This window comes from Sphingomonas sp. MA1305, assembly GCF_016107325.1.
Classification (GTDB): domain Bacteria; phylum Pseudomonadota; class Alphaproteobacteria; order Sphingomonadales; family Sphingomonadaceae; genus Sphingomonas.
In genome coordinates this window covers 934,818-952,840 of record NZ_RCVT01000002.1, presented here as the reverse complement: position 1 = coordinate 952,840, position 18,023 = coordinate 934,818, and the positions used below count along the sequence as shown (strand labels likewise).

Below are 18,023 nucleotides of genomic sequence, written 5' to 3'. Positions count from 1 at the left end.
GCCCGCCCGTGCCCGGGGATGGTCGGGCGGGCAGGAGTGGCATGTCCTCAGAAACTATAGAAGAGGCTGAGCACGGCCTGCCGCCGGTCGCCCGGCATCGCCCAGCCGCCCGTCACCACGCCATTTGCATTGAGATTGTTGCGGACGTTGGTCAGGTATTTCTCATCGGTCAGATTCTGCACGTTGAGCTGCGCGGTCAGCCCGCCGCCGACAGTATAGGCCAGATAGGCGCGGTGGATCAGATAGTCGGGCGCACGCAGCGGCGTGCCGCTGACGAGGTTGGGCACATAGGTGGTGAAGCTGCCCTGATAGGTGAGTCCATAGCCGACCTCGAGCCCGAACGGCAGCTTGTAGGTGGTGAACAGGCTGCCCGAATGTTCGGGCGTCTGCACCAGCGGCGCGCCGGCCTGCGGATCGGGCACCGCGACGCTGTTGCCGCAGCCCGCCGCACCGGGCCGCGCCAGGCAGAAGTTCGACACGGACTGCAGCACCTTGCCGTCGAGATAGGTGTAATTGGCGAAGATCGTCCAATCGCGCGTGATATTGCCCGATGCGCCGAGCGCGATGCCGTCGACGCGGCTGCGCCCGTCGAGCACCTGCACCGTCGGCAGCGCCGGATCGTTGGACGGGATTCGGTAATTGGTCCGTTCGTTGCGGAACACCGCCGCGGTCAATTCCAGCTTGCGATGGAACAGGCCCGCCTTGACCCCGGCTTCGTAATTGCGCGCGTTTTCCGGCGCGACGTTGCACGTATTGGTCACCACCGTGCCTGATACGCTGACGCAGCCGGCGCGCACGCTCGCCGACGAGGGCGTCTTGGCGGTGCCATAGCCGGCATAGATGCTGACGTCGCGCACCGGGTGGAAGACCGCGCCAGCGCGCCAGGAGAACAGGCGCTCGCGGTTGATCTGCGGCGTCAGCTGCGCCGCCAGCGGCTGCGTCACGCCTGGCGCGGCATCGGGGATCGGCAGCGCGCGGAAATTGGCCTTTTGATATTCCCAGCGCAGCCCGCCGTTGAGTTCGAAGAACCGGCCGAGTTCCAACGTGTCGAAGGCATAGACGGCGACGTTCTGCGTGGTCGATTTGGATTGGGCGGTGGTGACGTAATGCGTCGCCCCGCGCCACACGCTGTCCGGATGGCTGATCGCAAGCAGTGGTAGCGCGGCCAGCGCCGAGCCATCGGCATTGCGCAGCAGCGAACCGGTGGTGATCCGATAATCCTCGACCATCGCGATGGCGCCGATGTCGGCGACGTTGCGCACGCCGCCGCGGACGCCATGCTCCAGCCGCAGGTCGACCTGATCGGCGAGCAGCTGATTCTCCTGGTCGCGCACCAGCCCGCGCGGCCCCGAGGGCAGCCACTGGCCGGCGGGGATGGTGAAGGCCGCACCGGCGACATTGGTCGTGCACGACAGGCCGGTCGGATCGCTGGCGCTGGTCGCGACCGGCTGGCGGCCGGTACCGGCGAGGCAGAAGGTGCCCTGCGGCGCGCTGGTGATGCTGTACTGGCCGACCCGCTGCCAGCGCGCGAGGTTGCGGACGGAGACATGGTCGTCGACGCTGTGGCGGAAGGTCGCGGTCAAGCGGTCGACCGTCACCCGCTGGGTGTCGAGGTTGCTGTAGCCGTAATAGTCGCTGCGGTCGGCGCCGGTAATGAGGCCGCCGACCAGCGCGTTGTTGAAATAGGGCACGCCGTAGAGCGGCGTGTTGCGATCCTCCTGATGGACATAGGCGAGGGTCAGGCTGGTCGGCCCGCCCATGCCGATCGTGACGGCTGGGGCGACGCCCCAACGCTCGTACTTCTCGACGTCGCGGCCCGGCACGTCATTGTGGTGATAGACCGCGTTGACGCGGGCGGCGACCGTGTCGCTGACCCGCACGTTCGAATCCACCGCGGCACGATAGTAATTGTCGGTGCCGACCGAGCCTTGCGCGATCGTCAGATCCTCGGGCCGTGGCTCCTTGGTGACGAGGTTGATCGTGCCGCCGACGCTGCCCGATCCGTTGAACACCGAATTGGCGCCGTTGTAGACCTCGATCTGCTGCAGGTTGAACGGATCGGTGCGGCTGTATTGCGCGGTATCGCGGATACCGTCGATGGTGATGTCGGTGTTGGCCGAATAGCCGCGCAGATTGATGCTGTCGCCATAGCCGCCACCGCCCTCGCCCGCGCCGAAGGTGATGCCCGGAATGGTCTGCAGCGCGTCGCGCAGCGTCTGCAGGTTCTGCTTGCGCAGTACCTGGTCCGAAATCACCGTGATCGTCTGCGGCGTGTCGAGGATCGAGGCCGTCGCCTTCGGGCTTTCGACCGTATTGGGCGCCTTCTCCGCCTTGTCGGTGACGACGATGTCGTCGCGCTGGATCTTGCGGCGCCCGTCCTGATCATCGGCGGCATGCACGCGATCGGCCGGCGCGGCCGCGGCGGGCGCCGTGGCGATAAAACCGACGCACGACAAGGCCAGGAACGAAGCTGAAGAACGCGACATGAAACCCCCCAATCATTCTCTTGGGGCGGGCTGCTATTGCGAATCTGTCGCATAGTCAACGCTAATGCGACCTACTCTCAACTTTACCGGCTTCCGCGAGCAGCCAGCAGCGCAGCGCGCTGCCCAGATTGGCCGGCATATCCTCGGCGATGCGCAACACGTCGATCTGCGCGACCAGCGCCGACAGCGGCAATCGGCGCGCCGCGGCGGCCCGCTCCAGGGCCTGCCAGAAGATCGGCTCCAGGCTGATCGACGTCTGATGCCCGGCGATGGTGATCGATCGCTTGACCGGGCCGTGGAAGCCGCCGGGAGGTGGTGCGAGAGACATGACGCGGCCATAGCCCGGCATCGCCGCCGCGACAAAGCGTCCGCGGGGGTGCCGCCACTGCCGGCCGCCTGCGAGCGATGGCACGAGCGACGCCGGCCCGTTTCGGCACCAACGCCGCGCCGTCGCGTTACACCCTCGCAACGAAACGGGGGACTTACGTGACGATCGAACGCCGGCACGTCGAAAACGGCGGCCTCATCCTGTTCCTGGTGCTGATCACCGCCGCGCTGGGCCTCGTGGTCTCCGGCTTCGTCGTCGCCCTGCTCTGGGCGGCGCTGGCGGCGCTGCTGTTCCAGCCGCTGTTCCGGCGACTGCTCGCGCGCTGGCCGGGTCGGCGCAACCTCGCGGCGGCGGTGACGCTGCTGATCCTCACCGTCGCCGTGGTCATTCCGGCGCTGATCATCGCCAGTCTCGTCGTCGATCAGGCGGCGGGCGTCTATGCGCAGATCCGCGGCGGCCAGATCAATTTCGCCGCCTATTTCGAACAGGTCCACGACGCCCTGCCCGACCGTATCCGGCAATGGCTCGACGGCGCCGGCTTCGGCAGCTTCGAACGCGCCCAGTCGCGCCTGTCGCAGGCGGTGGGCAGCAGCGCCAGCCAGCTTGCGCGCCGCGCCTTTTCGATCGGCGCCAATGCCGCCGCCTTCCTGCTCGCCTTCGGCGTTGGCCTGTACGTCACCTTCTTTCTGCTGCGCGACGGATCGCGGATCGGCCCGGCGATCGTCCGCGCCCTGCCCCTCGAACGGCCGATCGCCGAACGGCTGGCCGACAAGTTCGTCGCGGTGGTGCGGGCGACGATCAAGGGATCGGGCGTCGTCGCGCTGGTCCAGGGCGCGCTCGGCGCGATCACCTTCTGGATCGTCGGCGTTCCCGCCGCGCTGCTGTGGGGCGTGCTGATGGCGATCGCCGCGCTGCTGCCGGCGATCGGCCCGGCGATCATCTGGGCGCCCGTCGCCGTCTACCTGCTCGCCACCGGTGCGATCTGGCAGGCGGTGGTGGTGGTGCTGTCGGGCGTGCTCGTCATCGGCCTTGCCGACAACATCCTGCGCCCGATCCTGGTCGGCCGCGACGCCGGTCTGCCCGACTGGCTGGTGCTGGTGACCACCTTGGGCGGCATCGACGTGCTGGGCCTCAGCGGCATCGTCCTCGGCCCGCTGGTGGCGGCGCTGTTCCTGACCGGCTGGGCGGTGCTGACGGAGCAGCGGCTGGGCGAACCGGCGGGTACGGAGGAGGCGCCGTCCGGCTGATCAGCGCTGCGCCTTCAGATAGGCGATGACGTCGGCGCGATCGAGCGGATCGGCAAGTCCGGAAAAGCCCATCGACGTGCCCGGCGCGAACCGCTGCGGATCGGCGAGCCAGGCATCCATCCGCGCCGGGGTCCACCGGCCGCCGACCCGCTGCAACGCCGCGGTATAGGCAAAGCGCGCGCTGTTCTGCGCGATGCGCTGCCCCATCACGCCGTGCAGGTTCGGCCCGTTGCGATCCGGCGCCCCCGCTCGGATCGGATGGCAGGCGGCACAGCGCCCGAACAGCGCCTGCCCGGCAGATGCGCTGGCGACCGCGGCCAGCGTTGCCGGCGACGGCGACGGTCCCGCCGCACGCCGCCGCGCCTCTTTGTCGTCGCGTGAACAGGCCGCGGCAAGGATAAGGATCGGCAGGACGATCGGGGCGCGGTTGAAGGTCACGATCCCCGCCGCGCTCAATCCGTATCGAACAGCGCCGCCAGTTGCTCGATGATCGTGCCGCCGAGCTGTTCGGCATCCATGATCGTCACCGCGCGGCTATAGTATCGGGTGACGTCGTGACCGATGCCGATCGCGATCAGCTCGACCGGCGACCGGCTCTCGATCCAGCCGATCACCTGGCGCAGATGGCGTTCCAGATAGCTGCCCGAATTGACCGACAGCGTCGAATCGTCGACCGGCGCACCGTCGCTGATCACCATCAGGATGCGCCGTTCCTCGGGCCGCGCGATCAGCCGCGCATGCGCCCAGAGCAAAGCCTCGCCGTCGATATTCTCCTTGAGCAGTCCCTCGCGCATCATCAGGCCGAGGTTGGCGCGGGCACGCCGCCACGGCTCGTCCGCCTGCTTGTAGACGATGTGGCGCAAGTCGTTGAGCCGCCCTGGCTGCGGCGGCCGACCCGCCGCCAGCCAGGTCTCGCGCGCCTGCCCGCCCTTCCACGCGCGCGTGGTGAAGCCCAGGATCTCGGTCTTCACGCCGCAGCGCTCCAGCGTCCGGGCGAGGATGTCGGCACTGATGGCGGCGATGCCGATCGGCCGCCCGCGCATCGACCCCGAATTGTCGATCAGCAGCGTCACCACCGTGTCGCGGAATTCGGTGTCGCGCTCGATCTTGTAGCTCAGCGACTGGGTCGGATTGACGACGACGCGCGCCAGCCGCGCCGCGTCGAGCAGCCCCTCGTCCTGGTCGAAATCCCACGACCGCGACTGCTGCGCCATCAGTCGCCGCTGCAGGCGGTTGGCCAGCTTCGACACCGCCGATTGCAGATGCGCGAGCTGCTGGTCGAGATAGCCGCGCAGCCGCGCCAGTTCCTCGGCGTCGCACAGGTCGGTCGCGCCGACCACCTCGTCGAACTGCGTCGTCCACGGCTTATAGTCGAACTGCGGCGCGAAATCGTTGGTCGGACGGTTGGGGCGCGTCGGCTGTGCGCCGTCGTCGCCGTCGTCGCCGGGCTGGCCGTCGAGTTCGGCGGGGCTGTCCTCGCCCGATTCCTCGCCCTCGCCCTCCTCGCTGTCGGCGTCCTGCTGCTCGCCGCGCGCCTCGACCTCGCCTTCGCCCTGACCGGACTGCTCGTCCTCATTCTCGTCGCCCTGGTCGTCGGCCTGGTCCTCGGTGCCCTCGTCGTCGTTGCCGCCCTCGTCGGCATCGTCCGGGGTGACCTCGCCCTCGACCAGCTCGAGTTCCTCCAGCATCTTCCTCGCCAGGCCCTGGAAGGCGCGCTGATCGTCGAGCGCCAGCGCCAGCGCGTTGAGATCGGTGCGCTCCTCGATCCATTCGCGCACCAGCGCCAGGCCGCCCGCCGCCGCCTCCGGCGTCTCGCGCCCGGTCAGCGCCTCGCGCACCAGCAGGCCAAGCGCGGTCGACAGCGGCACCTCGTCGCGGGTCCGCGCACGGGCGATCGGGTCGCTGCGCAGGCGGACGTCGAGCGCATGGCCCAGATTGTCGGCGATGCCGGCATAGCCGCGGCTGCCCAGCGCCTCGACGCGCGCATTCTCGACCGCATCGAACACCGACCGGGCCACCGCCTCGTCCGGCGCGCCCTTCAGGTGCAAGGCGCTGTCATGATGCTTCAGCCGCAGCGCGAAACCGTCCGCAAAGCCGCGCGCTTCCGCCACCTGCTCCGCCGGTAACGCGCGCGCCGGCATGGGCACTTTGATATGCTTACCCGACTGCGCCGGCGCGTCGGCGGTGAAGGCGAGATCGACCTCCGGCTCCTCCGCGATCGCGCGCGCGGTGCCGGTCAGGACCGCCTTGAACCGGTCGAGGGGGGTTTCGTTGGCCATCAGGCTTCCAGCGCGCGTTGAGCCGCGTCGCGCAGCGGCGGAATGTCGCTGCGCGCCGTATCGAAGATGATGTTGGGGTCTAGCCGTGCGTATTCATGACGCAGCCGGTTGCCCAGACTCCGAACATCATTGAACGGCACCGTGAGATTCAGCGCCGCGACGGCTTCTGCGCCGATCTGCACGATCGCTTCCGCGATTCTCTCCAGGCACCGTTCAACGGCGTCCCGCGTCATCGCATCGGCCCGAAAGCTGGCGGCGTCGTGGGGCGCGATGTAGATCGCGATCCGATCACCGTTTTGCACAATATGGCGCAACCTGATCCGGATCCGATCAGAAGACATGCACGCGATCCCGTTCGATCTGCGCCTGCAGGATCGGCTCGTCGTTCGCTTCGGTCATGAAGTCGACCGGTGCGCCAATCATTTCCGCAATCCGCCCTTCGATTCCGAAGAAGCCGAAAGGGCCGAGCCGTCGGACGGCATCGTAATCAATGGTCGCAACTAAATCGACGTCTGAATCCTGCCGCGCCTCGTCGCGCGCCGTAGAGCCAAACAGCGATAAATGCACGATCCCCAACGCGCGCAACTCCTGCTCGCGGGCGCGCAATCGCTGCAGAGCTTCGGCGCGCGTCATGGTTCAAGCCCGCCCCACCACGCTTTCCGGCAGGTCCTTGCCGAACACGCGCTGGTAATATTCCGCCACCAGCGGCCGCTCGTTCTCGTCGCACTTGTTGAGGAAGCTCAACCGGAAGGCGAAACCGACGTCGCCGAAAATGAGCGTGTTCTGCGCCCAGGTGATCACCGTGCGCGGGCTCATCACGGTCGAGATATCGCCGTTGACGAACCCCTTGCGGGTCAGGTCGGCGACGCGGACCATATTCTCGACCTGCTTCTTGCCGTCGGGCTTGTCATATTCGCCGGACTTGGCGAGCACGATCTGCGCCTCGGTCGCGGCGGGCAGATAGTTGAGGGTGACGACGATGTTCCAACGGTCCATCTGACCCTGGTTGATCTGTTGCGTGCCGTGATACAGCCCGCTGGTGTCGCCTAGGCCGACCGTGTTGGCGGTCGCGAACAGGCGGAACCAGGGGTTCGGTCGGATGACGCGATTCTGGTCGAGCAACGTCAGCTTGCCCTCGGTCTCGAGCACGCGCTGGATCACGAACATCACGTCGGGACGCCCGGCGTCATATTCGTCGAACACCAAAGCGGTCGGCGTCTGCAGCGCCCAGGGCAGCAGCCCTTCGCGGAATTCGGTGATCTGCTGACCGTCCTTCAGCACGATCGCGTCGCGGCCGATCAGGTCGATGCGGCTGATATGCGCGTCCAGGTTGATGCGGATGCACGGCCAGTTCAGCCGCGCCGCCACCTGTTCGATATGGCTCGACTTGCCGGTGCCGTGATAGCCCTGCACCATCACGCGCCGGTTGTGGGCGAAGCCCGCCAGCACCGCCATCGTCGTGTCGGGATCGAAGACATAGGCGGGGTCGAGGTCCGGCACCCGCTCGTCCGCCTCGGAGAAGGCAGGGACCTGCATGTCGTTGTCGATGCCGAACACGTCGCGCACCGACACCATCCTGTCGGGCGCGTCGAGGATGGTGGTGTCGCGGCTGTCGGGCTGGGTATTGGGGATATCGGTCATCGTCTTTCGGGCACACCGTCCGGGCAGGGCCATCCCCAACGCACGATGCGCGGGGAAAGGCGCACGCTCTTCCAGTGGAAAGCTATCGCCGCTCCGTCAACCCGGGAAGCGCCGCATCGGCGACCGACGCCTCGCCCACTTTGCGTGGCAGCGCGAACAGCGCCGCGAAGCGGAGGGCGGCGGCGCGGTTGCCGGTGACGCGCAACGTCCCCTCCGCCTCCGCCGCCGCCATCGGCCGCTTGGCGTAGATCCAGATCGCCAGGGTCGTCGGATCGGTGTCGATCAGCACGTCGACATCGACGGGATCGGCCCGCGCGATCGTCAACGCCCCCTCCGCCAACGTCGCACGGAACCGGTCTTCGCCAAGTCGGAAGCCGAGCGTCATCGCCATGTCCGCCGCCTCGACCCGGTCGATCATGGTGCGCAGCGACAGCATCGCCGACGCGGGCGAGAACGGCAGCGTCGGATCATGGAGCGGCGAGCGCGTCGCCCACCGTCCCATCGCCTGCATCACCGCCTCGGTCTCATAGCCCCATTCGGTCAATTCATAGACCTGCACCGAGGCGGGCGGCGGCAGCTTGCGGCGCACCACCAGCCCCGCCGCTTCCAGCCCGGCGAGCCGCTGCGTCAGCACATTGGCGCTGATCCCGGTCAGCTCCGCGCGCAACTCGCCGAAGCGCCGCGGCCCGAACATCAGTTCGCGCAGCACCAGCAGCGACCAGCGCTCGCCAAGCAGCTCCAGCGCCAGCGCGGTACCGCAGGCATCGTCGTACCACCGCCGGCGCTCGTCGCCACTTGTTACTTTTTCTGACTTCATCGTTGCTTTAGATAACTACCGCGCGCATGCTCCGCCAGTAGCGAATCGAAAACAAGGAGAGATGCCCGTGGCCAAGATGATCTTCGTCAATCTGCCCGTCGCCGACGTGACCCGCGCCACCGCCTTCTACGAATCCCTCGGCTTCACCAAGAACGAGCAGTTCTCCAATGCGCAGGGCGCGTCGATGCAATGGACCGACACGATCGCGGTGATGCTGCTCGACAAGGCTCTGTTCGGCACCTTCACGCAGAAGAAGATCGCCGATGCCTTCAGCGAGACGACCGCGATCTTCGCGCTGGGTTTCGACGACCGCGCAGAGGTCGACGGCATCGTCGAGGCCGCGCTCGCCTCGGGCGGCCGCGAGCTGCACGAGCCGGAGGATCACGGCTTCATGTACAGCCGCGCGTTCGAGGATCTCGACGGCCACGGCTGGGGCCCCTTCTGGATGGACGTCGGTGCGCATGCCCAGGCGATGGCGGACGGCGGAGCGCACCAGGGCGGCGGCGATCACTGAACCCGCGCGGACTCCGGTCAGCCGGGAGAAGGACGATGGTGCACCCGAACCGCGATGGCGGCGCGGAATTGACGTGCGGCTGGTGCACCGATCGCTGGGGCTATGCGTGGCAGATCATGCCGCGCGTGCTGATGCAGGTGCTGTCGGCGGGCGACGCAGCGGGCGAGCCGCCTTTGCCGCGCTGATGATCAGGCGCAAGATCGACATCGCGCGGATCGAGGCCGCGCTGCGGGGAGAGGAATGATGAGCGACGGCCCCTTCGAACTGTCGATCACGCGGCTGATCGATGCCCCCGTCGCCGCGGTGTGGCGGGCCTGGATTGCGGACACCGGGTCATGGTTCTGTCCCAAGCCGTGGCGCGCCGAATTCGTGGTGCAGGAGCTGCACGCGGGCGGCCGCTCGGTGATCGTGATGCACGGCCCCGCCGGCGAGGAGAACCGGCTGGAGGGCCTTTATCTGGAGGTCGAGCCGGAACGACGGATCGTCTCCACCGACGCCTTTACCGCCGGCTGGATGCCGTCGGGTCCGTTCATGGTCCGCATCGACGATTTCGCCGAGGAAGGCGGTGGGACGCGCTACACCGCCACCGCTCGGCACTGGACGGCCGCCGCGCGCGACAGCCACGCCGCGATGGGGTTCGAAGCCGGCTGGAATGCGTCCGCGGATCAGCTGGAGGCGATTGCTCTCGATCTTGCCCTGCGCCCCCCGCCCGCTTGACCGGGCGGCGACTGGTTAGGCGAATGCCGGTGCCTGGCGAAGCTGCTGATAGGCCGCGATTACCTTCTGCAGCATCGCCTCGTGGCTGCGGTCGCCGCCGTTGCGGTCCGGGTGGTAGCGCCGCACCAGTTCCGAGTAGCGCTTGCGCAGTGCGCCGCGATCCGCATCCGCCGCGAGGCCGAGCACCTTCAGGCTGGCACGGTCCTGCCCGCTCAGCGGCTTGCCGTCGTTGCGCTCGGGTGCCGGCTCGCGCCGGAAGCGCGCGGCGATCGCGTCGAGCGGGTCGTTGAAGTCCGCCCAGCGCGGCCCCTGGTCGCCGCTGCCGGCGCGCGCGAAGGCCCGGGTCTCGCGTTCCCAGCCGGCGAGCGGCCGCTGCGCATGATGGATCTCGTCGGCGGTCATGCCGTCGAAATAATTGTAGCGGTTGTTGAACGCGCGAACGTGCTCGAGGCACATCCAACGATAGGCCCCCGGCCCCTCGCCGTCGCCCGATCCCGCCGCCGGCGGCGCGCGGAATTCGCCCGGCTGGTCGCAGCCGAGTTCCGCGCACAGGCGTCCGTTCGATTCCATCCGGCCGTGAAACCGCGTGTGCGGCCGGTCCTTGCTGTCACTTCCGCGCGCCACGGATGCTCCCTCTTCAGCGCAAACGGGGTATATAGGGGCGATGAACGACCTCGCCACCGCTCCGCATCCCCTTCCCCTAGTCGATGTCATCACGGCCCGCCTGACGGAGGCGCTCGCCCCGACGGCGTTGCAGGTCGTCAACGACAGCCACCATCACGCCGGCCACATGGGCGACGACGGCACCGGCGAAACGCACTTCACCGTGGTCGTCGAAAGCGAACGCTTCGCCGGCCTGTCGCGGGTCGCGCGGCAACGGCTGGTGAACCAGGCGCTCGCCGATCTGTTGTCGACGCGGATCCATGCGCTCGCCATCCGGGCGCGCGCACCCGGGGACGCCTGAATGACCTACCACCTCTGGTATTGGCCCGACATCCAGGGCCGGGGCGAGTTCGTCCGCCTCGCGCTCGAAGGCGCCGGCATCGACTATCGCGACTGCGCCCGGTTGCGCGGTGCGGAGGCGCTGATGCACGATCTGGAGGCGCGGGCCGGCAGCGGCCGCGGCCCGTTCGCCCCGCCCTATCTCGACACCGGCGATGCGGTCATCGCGCAGGTCGCCAATATCCTGCTGTTCCTCGGCGAACGCCACGACCTCGCCCCCGCGTCCGACCGGCTCTGGCTGCACCAGCTGCAGCTGACGGTCGCCGATTGCGTCGCGGAGGTGCACAACGTCCACCATCCGATCGGCACCGGCGACTATTACGAGGACCAGAAGCCGGAGGCCGCCCGCGCCGCCGGCCAGTTCCGCGACGAACGTATGCCCAAGTTCCTCGACCATTTCGAGGATGCGGCACGCCAGGCGGGCGGTCCGTTCGTGCTGGGCGATCGATGGACCTATGCCGACACTTCGCTGTTCCAGCTGATCGAGGGGCTGCGCTACATGTTCCCGCAGCGCATGCACACGCTGGCCGACGAATATCCCGGCCTGATCGGACTGCGCGACGCGGTCGCCGCGCTGCCGCGGATCGCCGGCTATCTCGCCAGCGAACGGCGGATCGCGTTCAACACCGACGGCATCTTCCGCCACTATCCCGAACTCGATGCCGCCTGACGCCGCCCCCGCCCCCGACCCTGCCCCCGCAACGCCGCCGCGCGTACCGCGCCCGGCCGCGCGCATCCTGTTGACCGACGCCGCGGGCCGCGTGCTGCTGATGCGCTTCACCCCCGGCGACCGGCCGCCGCTGTGGTGCACGCCGGGCGGCGCGGTCGATCCCGGCGAAAGCTATTCGCAAGCCGCGCGCCGCGAATTGTGGGAAGAGGTCGGCCTCGATCTCGATTGCGGGCCGGAGGTCGCGCGCCGCGTCGTCGACTTCCTGACCTTCGAAGGGGTGGAGGTTACCGCCGACGAACGCTATTTCCGCGTGTGCGTCGATGCCTGCGAGGTCAAGGCGGGCGCGCTCACCCCATTGGAGCAACGCGTGCTCGCCGGCTGGCGCTGGTTCGCGCCCGCGGAACTGGCCGACTGGCCCGAAGCCATCTTCCCCGAGGACCTCGCCGAGCTCCTCGTCGCCACGGAGCCTGCCCATGCATGAGTCCAGCATCCTCGACGATCTCGTCGAGCGGGTGATCACGCCCGTCACCCACGACCTCGGCGGCTTCAAGGTGCACCGCACCCTGCCCAGCAAGGAACGGACGATGGTCGGCCCGTTCCTGTTCTTCGACCAGATGGGGCCGGCGCATCTGCCGACCGGCGGCGGCATCGACGTGCGGCCGCATCCGCACATCAACCTCGCCACCGTCACCTATCTGTTCGAGGGCGCGATCGACCATCGCGATTCGCTCGGCACCTGCGCGCGGATCGATCCCGGCGCGGTCAATCTGATGACCGCCGGCCACGGCATCGTCCATTCGGAACGCTCGCCCGGCGACGAGCGCGCGCACGGCCCCGCCCTGTCGGGTATCCAGACGTGGCTGGCGCTGCCCGAAGCCCAAGAGGAGATGGACCCGGCGTTCGAACATGTCGGCAAGGCGCAGCTGCCGACGGTCGAGGCGCATGGCGCCCGTGCCCGCGTCATCATGGGCGAGCTGTGGGGCGCCGCGGCGCCGACCACCACCTATGCCGGCACGATCTACGCCGACATAGTGCTCGACGCCGGCGCCAGCGTGCCGGTCGACGCCGCGGCGGAGGAACGCGCGGTCTATCTGGCGATGGGAGAGGCGAGCCTGGAGGGGGTGACGCTCGAACCGCAGCGGCTCTACATTTTGAAGCCCGGCATCGCCGCGACGCTGCGTTCGAACGGCGGCGGGCGCGTCATGCTGTGCGGCGGCGACGCCTTCGCCACCCCGCGCCACGTCTGGTGGAACTTCGTCTCGTCGAGCCGCGACCGGATCAACGAGGCCAAGCGCGCGTGGAAGGCCGGCGAGTTTCCGCGCGTGCCGGGCGACGAGAAGGAATGGATTCCGATCCCCGAGGTGCCGAAGACGGTGAGCTATCCGTAACCCGCGCCCCCGAACCCCGCCCAGGCGGGGATTCGGACATGCGGCGCCTCGCCCGGCATCGACGGTACACTTACCCGCAGCCACCTGCCGTCATCCCCGCGCAGGCGGGGATCCAGAGACGCTGACTCTCGGGCTCTTGCGGGACGGTGTGCGTCTGGATCTCCGCCTGCGCGGGGATGACGGAGAGTAAGCTTACCCGGCTTCTCCACCCGCTTGCGGGAGGGGCTGGGGCAGGGCATGATCCCCATGCTGCGGCCGGGGCAAACGCCCTCCCTGACCCCTCCGCAAGCGGGAGGGGAAATGATGACGTTACGCCGCCTCACCCTGTCGACCGGCATCGAACTCGACGTCCAGATCGCCGGCGACCCCGCCGCCCCGCCGGTCATCCTGCTCCACGGCTTTCCCGAATCGCACCGCACCTGGCGCGGCATCGTGCCCGATCTGGCGCGCGACCATTATGTCGTCGCGCCCGACCAGCGCGGCTATGCCCGATCGTCCAAGCCCGACGGGGTCGAGGCCTATGCCGCCGACCAGATCGTCGCCGATCTGATGGCGCTGGCGGACGCGCTCGGCATCGGCCGCTTCACGCTCGTCGGCCACGACTGGGGTGGCGCGGTCGCATGGATGGCGGCGCTGACCCGGCCCGACCGCGTCGCGCGGTTGGTCATCGTCAACGCGCCGCATCCCTATCTCTTCCAGCGCGCGCTGTTCGACGACCCCGCTCAGCGTCAGGCGAGCCAGTACATCACCCGCTTCCGCGACACGGGGCTGGACCAGGGACTGGTGGGCGCCGGGCTGGAGCGGTTCTTCGGATCGACCTTCGTCCACCATGTCGCGCACGCCGTCGCCGGTGAGGACAAGGCGGCCTATCTCGACGAATGGTCGCAACCGGGGGCGATGACCGCGATGCTCAACTGGTATCGCGCCTCGGGCGTGATCGTGCCGGCGCCGGGCGAGGATGCGCCCCGCCCCGCGTTCCTCGACCGGCCCTTCCCGCCGGTGACGCAGGACACGCTGGTGATCTGGGGCACGCGCGACACGGCGCTGTTGCCGCTGCTGGTCGACGACCTGCCGCCGTTCGTGCCGCAACTGACCGTCGAGAAGATCGACGCCGGGCATTTCGTCACCTGGGAAAAGCCCGAGGCGGTCTTCGCCGCGATGCGCCGCTGGGGAATCTGAGACGGGGCTTCACGCCAGCGGCATCACCCAGGCGCCGTGCGCATGGCTCTCCGCGACCGCTTGCCACCCATCGCCCGGCCAATTCCTCACCCGCACCAGCATCTGCGCGGTGCGGCGGTCGGGCTCCATCTGCACCCAGGCGAGCGGCCGGGTCGCGTCGGCGCGGGTCGCCGCCGCGGTCATCGCCGCCTCGATCCGCGTCGCGCTCGTCGCCGGCAGATATTGCCAGACCACCGAATGCAGCAGCACGCGCGTCACCCCCGCCGCCTGAGGCTCGGCGAGCCGCGCCTCGACCCAATCGGCGGCATCCGCCCGATCGAGCGCGACGCCGCGGTCGCGCAGCATCGCGATGGCGGCTTGCAGCCGCACCTGCCGCTCGACCGCCTCGGCCCAGACATAGGCCGACAGGCGTGCCGCCACCGCCGGATCGGTCGCGTCGAGCGGCTGGATGTCGCAGCCGCGCACCGACTCGATGGTCAGCGGCACCGGATCGGGCGCCGGGCCACGCCAGTCCGGGCGGATCGTCACCGGCGCGTCCGCCGGACCGATCATCGTCCCGCCGAGGTCGAAGCGATAGCGGTCGATCAGCAGATTCAGCCCCGCGCTCGATCCGATCTCGATCAGCTCCAGCCGCGGCCCATGCCGCGCCGCCACCGCGAGCAGACCGGTCATCAGCGCCCCCGACCGGCCCGGCTCGTTGGTCTGCGGCGGCCCATCGAGCCAGGGCAGCAGCGCCGCGTCATGGTCGACCAGCGTCCGCGCCACGATCGCGGCGATCGCCGCCTCGTCGGTCACCGTGCCGGCGAAGACGCGGGCCAGGTCGTCGTCCCGCCCCGCCTGCACCAGCGCGTGCAACCCGCCGACCAGCCGCAGCGGCAGCGCGTCGCGCGTCGGCTCACCGGTCCAGCCGAGCACCCGCCGCCCGGTCTCGCTCTCGCCGCTCAGCCCATCCGCGATCACCCCGCACAAATGGGCATAGATCGGCGCATCCATGTGGGCGCAATAGCCGCGCTGGATGCGGAACGACTCGCGATTGGCCGCCTCGGTCATGGCCGTGCTCCTTCCTAGCGCTGTCCTACACGATCGCGCTGCGTTAGGCTCGCGCCATGCACCGCCTATCCACCCTCCCGTTCTGTCGGCGTGATGGGCGGGGATGCGGGCGGCACGCGACTTGGCCCGTTCAGGCGTCAATTCTGTCAAGACTCGCCCGCGCGCCGCTCTGTTGCTCCCGCCCCCCCGCGCTCGTAAGGCGCGTCGCGTGACCCAACCGATCATCATCGCCGTGCCCAAGGGCCGCATCCTGGCAGAGGCCGTGCCGCTGCTCGCGGCAGCGGGCATCGTCCCCGAACCCGCCTTTTCCGACGAGGACAGCCGGGCCTTGCGCTTTGCCACCGATCGGCCGGGCATCGAGCTGATCCGCGTGCGCGCCTTCGACGTCGCGACCTTCGTCGCGCATGGCGCCGCCCAGCTCGGCATCGTCGGTTCGGACGTGATCGCCGAATTCGGCTATTCCGAACTCTACGCCCCCGTCGACCTCGGCATCGGCCATTGCCGCATCTCGGTCGCCGAACCGGCCGACCTCGCGGCCAGCGACGACCCGCGCGGCTGGAGCCATGTTCGCGTCGCGACCAAATATCCGCACATCACCGCCGCCCATTTCGCGCGTCGCGGCGTGCAGGCGGAGTGCGTCAAGCTCAACGGTGCGATGGAGCTCGCCCCGACGCTCGGCCTGGCGCCGCGCATCGTCGATCTCGTCTCCTCGGGCCGCACGCTCAAGGAGAACGGGCTGGTCGAGGTAGAGGTGATCGCCGAGGTGACCAGTCGCCTCGTCGTCAATCGCGCCGCGATGAAGACGCGCAGCGAGGTCGTGCCGCTGGTCGAGGCGTTCCGCCGCGCGGTCGGCGCGACGACGGGGATCGCCGCATGATCCGCCTCGACGCGCGCGATGCCGGCTTTGCCCAGGCTTTCGCCGATCTCGTCGACGCCCGTCGCGAATCATCCACCGACGTGGCGCGCGACGTCGCCGCCATCCTGCGCGCCGTGCGGGACGAGGGCGAAGCGGCGGTCGCCGCCTTCACCAGGAAGTTCGATCGTCACGATCTGGCCGAGACCGGCTGGCGGATCGAGCCCGCCACCTGCGCCGCCGCCTATGACGCGCTGGAGCCGGAGCTGCGCGCCGCGCTCGATCTCGCGGCGCAGCGCATCCGCACCTATCACGAGAAGCAGCGGCCGGTGGACAGTGACTGGCGGGACGAGGCCGGGGTGCGGCTCGGCGCGCGCTGGCGGGCCGTCGATGCCGCCGGCCTCTACGTCCCCGGCGGTCGCGCGGCCTATCCCTCGTCGCTGCTGATGAACGCCATCCCCGCCAAGGTCGCGGGCGTCGAACGGCTGGTGATGGTGACGCCGACCCCGGATGGGCAGATCAATCCGCTCGTCCTCGCCGCCGCGCATCTGGCCGGGGTCGACGAGGTCTGGCGAATCGGCGGCGCGCAGGCGATCGGCGCCCTCGCTTATGGCGCGGGGCGGATCGCCCCGGTCGACGTGGTCACCGGCCCCGGCAACGCCTGGGTCGCCGAGGCGAAGCGGCAGGTCTATGGCGTGGTCGGCATCGACATGGTGGCGGGGCCGAGCGAGATCGTGGTCGTCGCCGACGGCCGCAACGACCCGCGCATCACCGCCGCCGACCTGCTGAGCCAGGCCGAGCACGACACCGTCACGCAATCGATCCTGTTCACCGACGACGCCGCCTTCGCCGAGGCGGTCGCGGCGCAAGTCGAATCGGAACTTGGCCAACTCGCCACCCAGGCGGTCGCGCGTGCTGCATGGGACGCCAATGGCGCCATCATCGTCGTCGAGCGGCTGGAGGATGCCTGCGCGCTGGTCGACCGGCTCGCTCCCGAGCATCTGCAGCTTTCGGTCGACGATCCCCAGGCGCTGTTCGACCGCGTCCGCCACGCGGGCAGCGTCTTTCTCGGCAAACACACGCCGGAAGCGATCGGCGATTATGTCGCCGGGCCCAACCACGTTCTGCCGACCGGGCGACGCGCGCGCTTCTCCTCGGGCCTGTCGGTGCTCGACTTCATGAAGCGGACCAGCTTCCTCGGCCTCGATCAGGGCGCGCTCGCCGAGCTTGGCCCGGCAACCGTCGCGCTCGCCCATGCGGAGGGGCTGCCGGCCCACGCCCGCTCGGTCGCACTGCGATTGCGTCTCAACCACCAATAACAAAATCAACGGCGTACCGGGCAGACTTAAGCATTTATTGGGGAGGTTGGTCGAAAACGGACCGATCAAGCATCCGAGTCCGGCAGAAGCGTGGGCTGACTTGGGAGAGTCCGAATGCCCGAAGAACGTCGTCGCAAGATCAATGGCCGTGCCCATCAACGCTTTCCGACCTCCTTCGAAGCCTGGATCGGGCGGCACGGGCTGTATCTTCCCGCCCAGGTGGCGGACGTTTCCGTACGCGGCGCCAGAATCATCTTGTTGCACCAGGCCATCACGCTGGCGATCGGCGAGCAGGTGACGCTGCGGGCCCATGGCTGCGAATTGGACGCGACGGTGGTGCGCCGCAGCCCCGATGGCTACGGCCTGCACTTCCTGTCCGACATCGCCCCGCTGCAGCTGGTCCGCGAAAACTATGCGCCACTGTCGCGACTGAAGAGCCGTCGACCGGCCGCGGGCACGCCGCCGGGACCCGGGGAAACGTCTCTCTCCGCCTGCAAGGGGTGACGGCGCGGCGCCACGCGCCTACATGCGCC

22 protein-coding genes are annotated in these 18,023 nt (G+C 69.0%); 12 read left to right on the top strand and 10 right to left on the bottom strand.

Annotation, left to right across the window (positions count from 1 at the left end; all coding sequences use genetic code 11):
- Positions 1-47: 47 nt before the first annotated feature.
- Together D9601_RS12570 and D9601_RS12565 are read right to left on the bottom strand one after the other, a co-directional pair.
- Entirely contained in the window at positions 48-2,486 is a 2,439-nt protein-coding gene (locus tag D9601_RS12570) for a TonB-dependent receptor (protein WP_198354324.1), read from the bottom strand.
- Between the two features lie 61 nt (positions 2,487-2,547).
- Positions 2,548-2,814, bottom strand: a complete 267-nt coding sequence (locus D9601_RS12565) for a ribbon-helix-helix domain-containing protein (protein WP_198354323.1) — start codon at positions 2,812-2,814, stop codon at positions 2,548-2,550.
- A 158-nt stretch (positions 2,815-2,972) separates the two neighbouring features.
- On the opposite strand from D9601_RS12565, the gene D9601_RS12560 reads away from it, so the two are divergent.
- Positions 2,973-4,061, top strand: a complete 1,089-nt coding sequence (locus tag D9601_RS12560) for an AI-2E family transporter (protein ID WP_332837988.1) — start codon at positions 2,973-2,975, stop codon at positions 4,059-4,061.
- Here D9601_RS12560 and D9601_RS12555 read toward each other — a convergent pair whose 3' ends face one another.
- The 6 genes from D9601_RS12555 to D9601_RS12530 form a co-directional block, all read right to left on the bottom strand.
- Positions 4,062-4,499, bottom strand: coding sequence for a c-type cytochrome (locus tag D9601_RS12555; protein WP_198354321.1), 438 nt, complete (start codon positions 4,497-4,499; stop codon positions 4,062-4,064).
- Positions 4,500-4,513: 14 nt separating this feature from the next.
- The gene (gene cobT / locus D9601_RS12550) at positions 4,514-6,340 is read right to left on the bottom strand and encodes a cobaltochelatase subunit CobT (RefSeq protein ID WP_198354320.1); all 1,827 of its coding nucleotides are present in this window, start codon (positions 6,338-6,340) and stop codon (positions 4,514-4,516) included.
- Positions 6,340-6,681 (bottom strand): HepT-like ribonuclease domain-containing protein, encoded by a 342-nt coding sequence (locus D9601_RS12545; RefSeq protein ID WP_198354319.1) that lies wholly within the window; start codon positions 6,679-6,681, stop codon positions 6,340-6,342. The genes cobT and D9601_RS12545 overlap by 1 nt, the downstream gene beginning before the upstream one ends.
- Positions 6,671-6,973 (bottom strand): nucleotidyltransferase family protein, encoded by a 303-nt coding sequence (locus D9601_RS12540; RefSeq protein ID WP_198354318.1) that lies wholly within the window; start codon positions 6,971-6,973, stop codon positions 6,671-6,673. The genes D9601_RS12545 and D9601_RS12540 overlap by 11 nt, the downstream gene beginning before the upstream one ends.
- Positions 6,974-6,976: 3 nt before the next feature.
- The gene (gene cobS / locus D9601_RS12535) at positions 6,977-7,981 is read right to left on the bottom strand and encodes a cobaltochelatase subunit CobS (RefSeq protein WP_198354317.1); all 1,005 of its coding nucleotides are present in this window, start codon (positions 7,979-7,981) and stop codon (positions 6,977-6,979) included.
- A gap of 82 nt (positions 7,982-8,063) precedes the next feature.
- Positions 8,064-8,798 (bottom strand): winged helix-turn-helix transcriptional regulator, encoded by a 735-nt coding sequence (locus D9601_RS12530; protein WP_198354316.1) that lies wholly within the window; start codon positions 8,796-8,798, stop codon positions 8,064-8,066.
- A 76-nt stretch (positions 8,799-8,874) separates the two neighbouring features.
- On the opposite strand from D9601_RS12530, the gene D9601_RS12525 reads away from it, so the two are divergent.
- Genes D9601_RS12525 through D9601_RS12515 form a run of 3 tightly spaced genes read left to right on the top strand, consistent with a single transcriptional unit; the run spans position 8,875 to position 10,029 of the window.
- The gene (locus D9601_RS12525) at positions 8,875-9,312 is read left to right on the top strand and encodes a VOC family protein (RefSeq protein ID WP_232474183.1); all 438 of its coding nucleotides are present in this window, start codon (positions 8,875-8,877) and stop codon (positions 9,310-9,312) included.
- 35 nt (positions 9,313-9,347) lie between these two features.
- Positions 9,348-9,497, top strand: a complete 150-nt coding sequence (locus tag D9601_RS12520) for a VOC family protein (RefSeq protein WP_198354314.1) — start codon at positions 9,348-9,350, stop codon at positions 9,495-9,497.
- Between the two features lie 58 nt (positions 9,498-9,555).
- On the top strand, positions 9,556-10,029 hold the full coding sequence (locus tag D9601_RS12515; RefSeq protein ID WP_198354313.1) for an SRPBCC family protein: 474 nt from the start codon (positions 9,556-9,558) through the stop codon (positions 10,027-10,029).
- Positions 10,030-10,044: 15 nt separating this feature from the next.
- On the opposite strand, the gene D9601_RS12510 is transcribed toward D9601_RS12515, so the two are convergent.
- A complete protein-coding gene (locus D9601_RS12510; protein ID WP_198354495.1) occupies positions 10,045-10,599 on the bottom strand; it encodes a J domain-containing protein in 555 nt (184 codons plus the stop codon).
- A 94-nt stretch (positions 10,600-10,693) separates the two neighbouring features.
- Between D9601_RS12510 and D9601_RS12505 the strand changes: the two genes are divergently transcribed.
- From D9601_RS12505 to D9601_RS12485, 5 genes are all read left to right on the top strand, one after another.
- Complete coding sequence (locus tag D9601_RS12505) at positions 10,694-10,993, top strand: BolA family protein (protein ID WP_198354312.1); 300 nt, start codon at positions 10,694-10,696, stop codon at positions 10,991-10,993.
- Positions 10,994-11,701, top strand: coding sequence for a glutathione S-transferase (locus tag D9601_RS12500; protein WP_198354311.1), 708 nt, complete (start codon positions 10,994-10,996; stop codon positions 11,699-11,701).
- The gene (locus tag D9601_RS12495; protein ID WP_198354310.1) at positions 11,691-12,182 is read left to right on the top strand and encodes an NUDIX hydrolase; all 492 of its coding nucleotides are present in this window, start codon (positions 11,691-11,693) and stop codon (positions 12,180-12,182) included. Before D9601_RS12500 ends, D9601_RS12495 begins: the two co-directional genes overlap by 11 nt.
- Positions 12,175-13,089 carry a pirin family protein gene (locus D9601_RS12490; RefSeq protein WP_198354309.1) on the top strand — a complete coding sequence of 305 codons (915 nt, stop codon included), beginning with the start codon at positions 12,175-12,177 and terminating at the stop codon, positions 13,087-13,089. Before D9601_RS12495 ends, D9601_RS12490 begins: the two co-directional genes overlap by 8 nt.
- A 300-nt stretch (positions 13,090-13,389) precedes the next feature.
- Complete coding sequence (locus tag D9601_RS12485; RefSeq protein ID WP_198354308.1) at positions 13,390-14,268, top strand: alpha/beta fold hydrolase; 879 nt, start codon at positions 13,390-13,392, stop codon at positions 14,266-14,268.
- 9 nt (positions 14,269-14,277) lie between these two features.
- Here the strand turns inward: D9601_RS12485 and D9601_RS12480 are convergent, their stop codons facing one another.
- Entirely contained in the window at positions 14,278-15,318 is a 1,041-nt protein-coding gene (locus D9601_RS12480; protein WP_198354307.1) for a DUF2332 domain-containing protein, read from the bottom strand.
- Positions 15,319-15,526: 208 nt separating this feature from the next.
- Between D9601_RS12480 and hisG the strand changes: the two genes are divergently transcribed.
- The 3 genes from hisG to D9601_RS12465 all read left to right on the top strand — a co-directional run bounded on the left by hisG (position 15,527) and on the right by D9601_RS12465 (position 17,994).
- Positions 15,527-16,195, top strand: coding sequence for an ATP phosphoribosyltransferase (gene hisG / locus D9601_RS12475; protein WP_198354306.1), 669 nt, complete (start codon positions 15,527-15,529; stop codon positions 16,193-16,195).
- Positions 16,192-17,490 (top strand): histidinol dehydrogenase, encoded by a 1,299-nt coding sequence (gene hisD / locus D9601_RS12470; RefSeq protein WP_198354305.1) that lies wholly within the window; start codon positions 16,192-16,194, stop codon positions 17,488-17,490. The genes hisG and hisD overlap by 4 nt, the downstream gene beginning before the upstream one ends.
- A gap of 114 nt (positions 17,491-17,604) precedes the next feature.
- The gene (locus D9601_RS12465) at positions 17,605-17,994 is read left to right on the top strand and encodes a PilZ domain-containing protein (protein WP_198354304.1); all 390 of its coding nucleotides are present in this window, start codon (positions 17,605-17,607) and stop codon (positions 17,992-17,994) included.
- Positions 17,995-18,023 lie beyond the last annotated feature (29 nt).